At 35.5% G+C, this 9,990-nt stretch carries 5 protein-coding genes; 3 read left to right on the top strand and 2 right to left on the bottom strand.

Annotation, left to right across the window (positions count from 1 at the left end; translation table 11 throughout):
* Complete coding sequence (locus ABI657_RS12230; RefSeq protein WP_348097548.1) at nucleotides 1-1,041, bottom strand: histidine kinase; 1,041 nt, start codon at nucleotides 1,039-1,041, stop codon at nucleotides 1-3.
* A 221-nt stretch (nucleotides 1,042-1,262) separates the two neighbouring features.
* Between ABI657_RS12230 and ABI657_RS12235 the strand changes: the two genes are divergently transcribed.
* Nucleotides 1,263-2,063: a DUF5694 domain-containing protein gene (locus ABI657_RS12235; protein ID WP_348097549.1), complete on the top strand. Its 801-nt coding sequence runs from the start codon at nucleotides 1,263-1,265 to the stop codon at nucleotides 2,061-2,063.
* 73 nt (nucleotides 2,064-2,136) lie between these two features.
* Here ABI657_RS12235 and sucC read toward each other — a convergent pair whose 3' ends face one another.
* Entirely contained in the window at nucleotides 2,137-3,330 is a 1,194-nt protein-coding gene (gene sucC / locus ABI657_RS12240; RefSeq protein ID WP_348097550.1) for an ADP-forming succinate--CoA ligase subunit beta, read from the bottom strand.
* A 416-nt stretch (nucleotides 3,331-3,746) separates the two neighbouring features.
* Here sucC and gltB point away from each other — a divergent pair, with 416 nt between their 5' ends.
* Nucleotides 3,747-8,261 carry a glutamate synthase large subunit gene (gene gltB, locus ABI657_RS12245; protein WP_348097551.1) on the top strand — a complete coding sequence of 1,505 codons (4,515 nt, stop codon included), beginning with the start codon at nucleotides 3,747-3,749 and terminating at the stop codon, nucleotides 8,259-8,261.
* Nucleotides 8,262-8,265: 4 nt separating this feature from the next.
* Complete coding sequence (locus ABI657_RS12250; RefSeq protein ID WP_348097552.1) at nucleotides 8,266-9,720, top strand: glutamate synthase subunit beta; 1,455 nt, start codon at nucleotides 8,266-8,268, stop codon at nucleotides 9,718-9,720.
* The last annotated feature ends 270 nt before the right edge of the window (nucleotides 9,721-9,990 follow it).

Raw genomic sequence — 9,990 nt, forward strand, 5'->3', positions numbered from 1 at the left:
CTATTTTTTTAAAGGGATTTTCAGATACATTTTAAAGGTATTGTTTTCTGCTGTTTTTTCAAGTAAAAATTGATTTTTATATCCATATTCCAAACGCTTTGTAAGATTGTCAAAGCCAATTCCGGTTGAGTAATAATTTTCTCCTTCAACAGTGTAATTAAAGGTTGAAATTTCTAAAAATCCATGTTTTATCTGAATTGAAATCATCGCTCTTTTCTCAGAATCGTTTAGTTTTCCATGTTTGAAAACATTTTCAATGAAATGAATCAAAACCGACGGAAGTATTTTTTCAATCGTATAATCTCCTTCAATAGAAAAATCCAGATAAAGCTGATCTTCAAATCTCTTTTGCTGTAAATGAATGTAGTTTTTTATAAACTGAATTTCTTTAGAAACTAAAGCTTCGTCTTTATCAGTCTCTGTGATCACATAGCGGAGCAGATCAGAAAGCACTAAAATGTCTGCCGCTATTTCATCATCTTTCCCGATTAACTGGCTGTAAAAAGAGTTTAAGGTGTTGAATAAAAAATGTGGGCTTACTTGTGATTTCAGTATTTGAAATTCGGCTTTTTTATTCTCCAAAAGTAATTCCTGATTTTGCTTTTGCGTTTCCTGAAACTGCCAGAACAAATAGCTTAAGGAGCTTAAAATAACAGCAGGCAATCCGAAGAAAAAGTTATCCCTGATGTAGAATGTAATTTGTCTGCTTTTTTCTGTGTAATTATGAATTCCGGTGAATTCAAAAATAATTATTTCCTGAAAAAGATAGCGAACGCCGGCAAAAAGAAGTAAAGAAACAGGGATTGTAATTAAATAGATAAAGAGTTTTTTCTTGTTTAAAAACCAATTGCAGAAGGTGTAGAAATTTAAAATATAAATTACAAAAATGGCCAGCAATTGACTAAATGAAAATAGGAAGAACAATTTATTAAAAATAAAAGATTCCTCTTTTTCTCCAACTCCAATATCCCAGAGATAAAAAATAATGTATAAACCGATGAATAATACAATATGGTAGTAGAATGGGACTTTTAGTTTCATAATAGTTTTAGAATATATTCAAAAGTACAATTATACCTTTTAATGAAATCACTATTTATATGAAACATCGATTTTTGTTGATGAACCTTCAAAAATGGTACATGACTTTTTTTCGGCATTAATTTAACTTGTTTGTAATTTATAATTTGGTGTTCATCAAAAATTAAAAATTAAGGTTTATAACCTGTCTACTTTCGTATTGAATTTAAAAACAAATCATCATGCAAAAAATCATTTTATTACTGGTCGTTCTTACATTAAATGCTGTTTCCGGACAATCGAAGAAAAAACAAATCCTGATAATTGGAGCTTTTCATTTTGAAAACCCCGGACTGGATGTTGCAAAAGTCAATACATTTAATGTTATGACAGATAAAAGCCAAAAAGAACTGGAAAACATTACAGACAAGATTAAAAATTTTGGTCCGGATAAAATCTTCATAGAGTGGAATTATGAAAAACAAAATAATCTTGACAAATTCTATGCTAAAAATACCGATAGTTTATTGCATAAAGATGCTGACGAAATTGTACAATTAGCATTAAGATCGGCAAAAAAGCTAGGTCATAAAAAACTGTATGGAATTGATTATAATAAAGCCGATTTTCCTTATGATAGTCTGACAAAAGGAATGAAAGAAGCCAATCAGCTGGATTTATTGAAAAACAATGAGGAAACAATGGCATATTACTCTAACTCTTTTAATGAGAAAATTAAAAAACAAAGTTTAACAGAATTGTTGGTAGATTATAATTCAAAAAAATCAAGTGAAGATAATGTTCAATGGTATCTTAGAACGGCAAATAAAGCTGGTAAAACCGATAATTTTGTGGGTGCTTATCTGGTTTCAGAATGGTACAGAAGAAATCTTTACATGTACTCATTAATTCAAAAACTCACAGAAAGTAAAGATGATAAAGTAATGGTGCTTCTGGGAGCGGGGCACACCGCAATGATGCGTGAGTTTATAAAATATGATCCTAATTTTGAAATTGTAGAATTGGCAACGATTTTAAAATAATAGAAATATATCAATAAACAAAAAATCCTAAGCTTAGCTTAGGATTTTTTTATATAACTAATTTCTTATTTTATTAAGATAAAGCAGCTTTAACCTGGTCAGCAGCTTCCTGAAACTGAACAGCTGATAAAATTGGCATACCTGAATTGTCAATTAATTCTTTTGCAATTTCAGCATTTGTTCCTTGCAGACGAACGATAATTGGTACTTTAATAGCATCACCCATATTTTTGTAAGCATCAACAACTCCTTGCGCCACACGGTCACAACGAACGATTCCACCAAAAATATTGATTAAAATAGCTTTTACGTTAGGATCTTTTAAGATAATTCTGAAAGCAGTTTCAACACGTTTTGCATCAGCAGTTCCACCAACGTCTAAGAAGTTAGCAGGCTCAAAACCAGCATATTTAATTAAATCCATAGTTGCCATTGCAAGTCCGGCTCCGTTTACCATACATCCAACTGTACCGTCAAGATCTACGTAATTCAAACCTACTTCTTTAGCTTCTACTTCAATTGGATTCTCCTCACGGATATCACGCATTTCAGCATATTTTGGTTGTCTGTATAAAGCATTATCATCGATATTTACTTTAGCATCAACAGCCATAATTTTATTGTCTGAAGTTTTCAAAACCGGGTTGATTTCAAACATAGAAGCATCAGAACCAATATAAGCATTGTATAATGCATCGATAAATTTAACCATTTCTTTGAAAGCATTTCCTGAAAGGCCTAAGTTAAAAGCGATTCTTCTTGCCTGAAAACCTTGTAATCCAACATTAGGATCAACTTCTTCAGTAAAGATTAAGTGTGGTGTGTGCTCAGCAACTTCTTCAATATCCATTCCACCTTCAGTAGAATACATAATCATGTTACGGCCTGTAGCTCTATTCAATAAAACAGAAACATAAAATTCAGAAGTTTCACTTTCACCAGGATAGTAAACATCTTCTGCCACTAAAATTGTACTCACTTTTTTACCTTCAGCAGAAGTTTGAGGAGTAATTAATTGCATTCCGATGATTTGTCCGGCAATTTCTTCAACTTGTTGCAGGTTTTTAGCCAATTTAACCCCACCGCCTTTTCCACGTCCGCCTGCGTGAACCTGTGCTTTGATTACATGCCATCCTGTACCGGTTTCGGCAGTTAATTGTTTCGCAGCTTCAACAGCTTCAGCTGGACTGTTAGCTATAATTCCGCGTTGAATGCGTACTCCGTAACTTGCTAAAATTTCTTTTCCTTGATATTCGTGTATGTTCATAATATAGAATTTGTCTGGTTCTGAATTTATTTCAGAATAAAAGTGCGACAAAAGTAGCAAAATTGAACTTAAAAGTAAAATCTTTTTTGATTAAAAATAATCATGCCCCAGTTTGTTAAATAAATTTATTTCAAAGTAAAATAATCATTAATCAAATATGTTGTAATTGTTAGTTAGCAGTTACTACATCGTTTTAGATTTAACATAAAAGCAATGTGTTTTTCTTGCGTAATGTCGATTTTTCTTAATATAACTCAAATGCAATTATCATTTTGTCAATTCACAATGCATTCTATAAAATTATTATCATTTAAGAACTGTTTTTCTAGTATTACTATAAAAGTGTAAGCGAAATTGTAATTTCGGTACATTATGTTTAACGAAATCTTTATTTTTGTAAAAAAAAAATATCAAGAATGAAACTAAAAGAACAAGGCCTTTATTTGCCAGAATTCGAGCATGAAAACTGTGGTGCTGGTTTTATCTGCAATCTTAAAGGAGAAAAGACAAACCAAATTATTCATGACGCTCTTGAAATTCTGGTTAAGCTGGAACACAGGGGTGGAGTGAGTGCTGATGGTAAAACAGGAGATGGAGCTGGACTTTTAATAGATATTCCTCATGAGTATTTCAAGAGGGTAGCCGGTTTTGATTTGCCTGCTGCACGGGAATATGCTGTTGGAATGGTGTTTTTGCCAAAAATCAGAAATCAATATGATTTTTGTAAAGATATTTTTGAAAAAGAAGTAAAAGCACAAGGTCTTACTGTTTTAGGATGGAGAGAAGTACCGGTTGATTCTTCTCAACTGGGGGAAATTGCATTGGCTTCAGAGCCAACTATTGAACAAATATTTATTGGAAAAAACGAAGCTATAGAAGATGCTGTTTTTAAGGCAAAATTATACGCAGCACGTAAAATTACTGAGCACACAATCAGAAATTCAAAAATATCAGAAAGCTCGTATTTTTATCTTCCTAGTTTATCGACTACGACTATAATATATAAAGGTATTATTATGCCTGAAGATATTGGTCCGTATTATACCGATTTACAACAAACGGATTTGGTTACCCGTCTTGCATTAGTTCACCAGCGTTTCTCTACCAATACTATGCCTACATGGGAATTGGCTCAGCCGTTCAGATACATGTGTCAGAATGGGGAGATCAATACTTTGCGTGGTAATGTAAGCAGAATGCGTGTTCGTGAAGAAATTATGAAAAGTGAGGTTTTCGGACCACAAATTGATAAATTATTCCCAATCATTTTACCAGGAAAGTCAGATTCTGCTTCTATGGATATGGTGGTAGAATTGTTAACGCATACGGGAAGATCATTGCCGGAAGTAATGATGATGATGATTCCTGAAGCGTGGGAAAAACATAAAACAATGTCTCCCGAAAGAAAAGCATTCTATGAGTACAATGCTTGTATCATGGAACCTTGGGATGGTCCTGCTTCTGTACCATTTTCAGATGGTGATTATGTAGGGGCTTTATTAGACCGTAACGGACTAAGACCTTCCAGATACACAGTGACCAAAAGCGGTAAATTAATCATGGCTTCAGAAATTGGGGTTGTAGATATTCCTGCTGAGGATGTGGAAAGTCACGGTAGATTAGAGCCGGGAAAAATGTTTCTTGTGGACATGAACAAAGGACGTATCATTAATGATGAGGAAATTAAAAGCAAAATTGTTTCTGAAAGACCTTATCAGGAATGGCTGGATCAATACAGATTACATTTAAGAGATGTTCCTTCGACTTCTGAAGTTTGTCCGATAGAAACTATCGATTTACCAACAAGAGAACGTCTTTTTAATTATACATTAGAGGATATTCAGGATATGATTACGCCAATGGCGCAAACAGGTAAAGAAGCTTTGGGTTCAATGGGAACCGATACGCCTCTTGCTGTATTATCAGACAGACCTCAATTGATTCCAAATTACTTCAAACAATTATTTGCTCAGGTTACCAATCCGCCTTTGGATGGAATCCGTGAAGAAATTGTTACTGATATTGCTTTGAATTTAGGACAAGACCGTAATATTTTTGACATTACAAGTAAGCAATGCAGAAAATTAAGAATTCAGAATCCGGTTATTTCTAACGGAGATTTAGAAAAAATAAGAACGATTTCTATAGATAATTTTAAAGCGGAAACTTTTAAAATTTTATATCCTAAAGCTGAGGGTATGAATGGTTTAGAAAATGCTTTGGATGCTATTATTGTTCAAATCACAAAAGCTGTAGAACAAGGTACAAATATCATTATTCTTTCTGACAGAGGGGTTAATAAAGAGTTTGCACCAATCCCGGCATTATTGGCTTGTTCGTATGTAAATCATCAAATGAACCGTTTGCGTAAGCGTTCTTATTTTGATATTATCATAGAATCTGCCGAGCCGCGTGAGCCGCATCACTTTGCTACTTTATTTGGATATGGTGCCAGTGCGATCAATCCTTATATGGTAAATGAAATTATTCGTGTTCAGGTTCAGGAAGGTTTTATTACCGGAATTTCAGAGCAAAAAGCAGTTGATAATTTCAATAAAGCGATTGGTTCCGGGATTTTAAAAATTATGAATAAAATTGGAATCTCAACTTTACATTCCTACAGAGGTTCTCAAATTTTCGAGATTGTTGGATTCAATTCCAAATTCGTTCAGAAATATTTTCCATACACCACTTCACGAATCGAAGGGATTGGATTATATGAAATTGAAAAAGAAATTACAGAAAGATACAAATACGCTTATCCTGACAAATTAATTCCAAACAGACTGGGATTGAATATTGGAGGAGAATACAGATGGAGACGTAACGGGGAAAGACACATGTTCAATCCTACTACGATTGCCAAATTACAGCAGGCTGTCCGATTGAGTGATCAGGATAGCTATGATGTGTATGCGAACATGGTTAACGATCAGGCTAAAAATTTAATGACCATTCGTGGATTATTCGAATTTGATAATTTAGATCCGATTCCATTGGAAGAAGTAGAACCCTGGACAGAAATTGTAAAACGTTTCAAAACAGGAGCAATGTCCTACGGATCGATTTCAAGAGAAGCACACGAAAATTTGGCTATAGCCATGAACCGTATTGGAGGAAAATCCAATTCAGGTGAAGGTGGGGAAAATAGAAAACGCTTTCAGCCGGATGTAAATGGAGACAGTCGTAACTCAGCTATCAAACAAGTTGCTTCGGGGCGTTTTGGAGTTACTTCTCACTATTTGTCAAGCGCTAAAGAAATTCAGATTAAAATGGCTCAGGGAGCTAAGCCTGGAGAAGGTGGTCAGTTGCCTGGGGAAAAAGTATTGCCTTGGATTGCAGAAGCACGTAACTCAACTCCTTTTGTGGGATTGATTTCGCCTCCGCCTCACCACGATATTTACTCTATTGAAGATTTGGCTCAATTGATCTTTGACTTGAAAAATGCAAACAGAGAAGCACGTATCAATGTAAAACTGGTTTCTGAAGTGGGTGTTGGAACAATCGCTGCCGGTGTTGCCAAAGCAAAAGCAGATGTTGTTTTAATTGCAGGTTATGACGGTGGAACAGGAGCATCTCCTTTAACATCATTGAAACACGCAGGTCTTCCCTGGGAACTTGGATTGGCTGAAGCACAACAGACTTTAGTTCTGAATAATTTAAGAAGCAGAATAGTTGTAGAATGTGACGGTCAGTTAAAAACAGGACGTGACGTAGCTATCGCTGCTTTATTAGGAGCTGAGGAATTTGGTTTTGCAACTGCGCCTCTTGTAGCTTCGGGTTGTATTATGATGCGTAAATGTCACCTGAATACGTGTCCGGTCGGAATTGCTACTCAGGATAAAGATTTGCGTAAAAATTTCAAAGGAACTCCGGAACACGTTATTAATTTCTTCTTTTATGTTGCAGAAGAATTAAGAGGTATCATGGCGCAGTTAGGATTCAGGACTTTAGGAGAAATGGTGGGACAAACCCATAAAATCAATTCTAATAAAGCGATTGATCATTACAAAGCAAAAGGACTAGACTTGTCTTCTATTTTGTACAGACCGGCTGCCTATAAAACAATGCCAGTTTCGAATACAGAAAAACAGGATCATAATTTAGAAGGTGTATTGGATTTCCAAATCCTGAAAGATTCCCACCGTGCTTTGTACAGAAAAGAAAAGATGACTTTAGAGTATCCAATTAATAACATAAACCGTTCAGTTGGTGCTATTGTTAGTAATGAGATTTCTAAAATATACGGTCACCTTGGATTACCTGAGGATACGTTGAATATTAATTTTACTGGTTCTGCAGGCCAGAGTTTAGGAGCTTTTAGTGCTCACGGACTAACATTTACTGTAGAAGGAAATACGAATGATTATTTAGGTAAAGGGTTGTCCGGAGCCAAATTAATCATTAAAAAACCTGCAAAAGCAACTTTTGTAGCTGAGAATAATATCATTGTTGGAAACGTTTGTTTATTTGGTGCAATCGAAGGAGAGGCTTATATCAATGGTATAGCCGGAGAACGATTTGCAGTACGTAATTCTGGAGCGATTGCTGTAGTGGAAGGTGTTGGAGATCACGGTTGTGAGTACATGACCGGAGGTAAAGTTGTGGTACTGGGTACTACCGGTCGTAACTTTGCTGCAGGTATGAGCGGTGGTATCGCTTATATCTATGATCCTGAAAACAAGTTTAAAAACGGATTGTGTAACACGGAAACAATCGAATTTGAAACAGTGGAAGGCGATGATGCTGACGACTTGAAAAATTTGATCCAAAGACACGTTCTGTACACGAACAGTACAAGAGGAACAGAATTGTTAAACGATTGGGAATCAAGCCTGGACAATTTCGTCAAAGTGATGCCTACGGAGTACAAAAAAGCGTTGAAACGTCTGGAAACAGAAGAACAAATGGTAGAAGAATTAACAGCATAATACAATGGGAAAAGTAACAGGTTTTAAAGAATTCGAAAGACAAGACGAATCATATCTAGCGGTTAAAGAACGTGTAGGAAATTATAATGAATTTACGATTCCTTTGAGTGAAGCTGAAATTACTACTCAAGGATCTCGTTGCATGGATTGTGGTATTCCTTTTTGTCACAGTGGCTGTCCTCTTGGGAATTTAATTCCCGATTTCAACCACATGGTATACCAGGAAGAATGGCAAAAAGCCTCATGGATTTTGCATTCAACGAATAACTTTCCTGAATTTACAGGACGTTTATGTCCGGCACCATGCGAAAAAGCATGTGTATTGGGACTTATTGAAGAGCCAATCGCTATTGAAAATATAGAGAAAAATATCGTTGAACGTGCCTTTTTAGAAGGATGGATCAAACCACAGCCGCCAAAAGTAAGAACTGGTAAAACGGTTGCAGTGGTAGGATCAGGTCCTGCAGGTTTGGCAGCAGCCCAGCAATTAAACAGAGCGGGTCACACCGTTACTGTTTTTGAAAGAGACAATGCCATTGGAGGTTTATTGCGTTACGGAATTCCGAATTTCAAATTAGAAAAAGGAATCATCGACAGACGTGTAGCTATTTTAGAGGCGGAAGGAATTACTTTTAAAGTAAATGCTAATGTTGGTGTCAACTATTCAATTGAAGATTTAAAAGCATTCGATTCTATTGTACTTTGCGGAGGTGCTACAGAAAGAAGAGGTTTGCCTACTCCGGGAGCTGATGCTGATGGTGTAGTTCAGGCTATGGATTTCTTAACACAGCAGACTAAAGTGGTTTTTGGAGAGAAAGTTGAAAATCAGGTAATGGCAACCGGAAAAGATGTTATCGTAATTGGTGGTGGAGATACAGGTTCTGACTGTGTGGGAACATCAAACCGTCACGGTGCAAAATCGGTAACCAACTTTGAGATCATGCCAAAACCAACAGTTGGCAGAAGTCCTTCAACTCCCTGGCCTTACTGGCCGTTGCAGTTAAAAACATCTACTTCTCACAAAGAAGGTTGTGAAAGAGACTGGTTAATCAATACGAAAGAATTTATCAAGGATTCTAATGGTAAATTAATAGCTTTGAAAACCGTTAAAGTAGAATGGAAAATGGTTCCGGGACAGCGTCCTGAATTACTTGAAGTAGAAGGTTCTGAAAAAGTTTGGCCTTGTGATTTGGCTTTACTGGCACTTGGATTTACAGGTCCTGAAAAAACTTTAAGCAGCCAGTTAGGACTGGAAATTGATTTCAGAAGCAATTATAAAGCAAATAATTACCAAACCAATGTTCCAAACGTATTTACGGCTGGAGATATGAGAAGAGGTCAATCCTTGATTGTTTGGGCGATTTCTGAAGGCAGGGAAGCCGCTCGTCAGGTGGATATCTATTTAATGGGTAAATCTGATTTGCCTACTAAAGAAGGCGGAGATTTACCAGGCGTATAATCAATTGTATTCATAAAATTTTAAACGGCTATCACTATTGATAGCCGTTTTGCTTTTTTTATAGGTAATCTGTAATAAATTTTCTAAATGTTTGAAATCTAAATAAAACTCACATAAAGTTTAAAAAACAAACAATTTGTTATATTTTGTTATTTTTCTACAATTAATTTTTTTACTCTCAAAAGAGTAATAAATTTGTCCAAAATAAGTTTAACAATGCAAGCAAAAGATTTACTGCAGTTAGCAGACCAATTTGGAAGTCCATTATAT

The organism is Flavobacterium sp. (assembly GCF_039930565.1).
Lineage (GTDB): Bacteria > Bacteroidota > Bacteroidia > Flavobacteriales > Flavobacteriaceae > Flavobacterium.

Coding starts and splice junctions, on each gene's coding strand:
- ABI657_RS12230 (WP_348097548.1), bottom strand. CDS start 1,041: ATGAAACTAAAAGTCCCATTCTACTACCATATTGTATTATTCATCGGT.
- ABI657_RS12235 (WP_348097549.1), top strand. CDS start 1,263: ATGCAAAAAATCATTTTATTACTGGTCGTTCTTACATTAAATGCTGTT.
- sucC (WP_348097550.1), bottom strand. CDS start 3,330: ATGAACATACACGAATATCAAGGAAAAGAAATTTTAGCAAGTTACGGA.
- gltB (WP_348097551.1), top strand. CDS start 3,747: ATGAAACTAAAAGAACAAGGCCTTTATTTGCCAGAATTCGAGCATGAA.
- ABI657_RS12250 (WP_348097552.1), top strand. CDS start 8,266: ATGGGAAAAGTAACAGGTTTTAAAGAATTCGAAAGACAAGACGAATCA.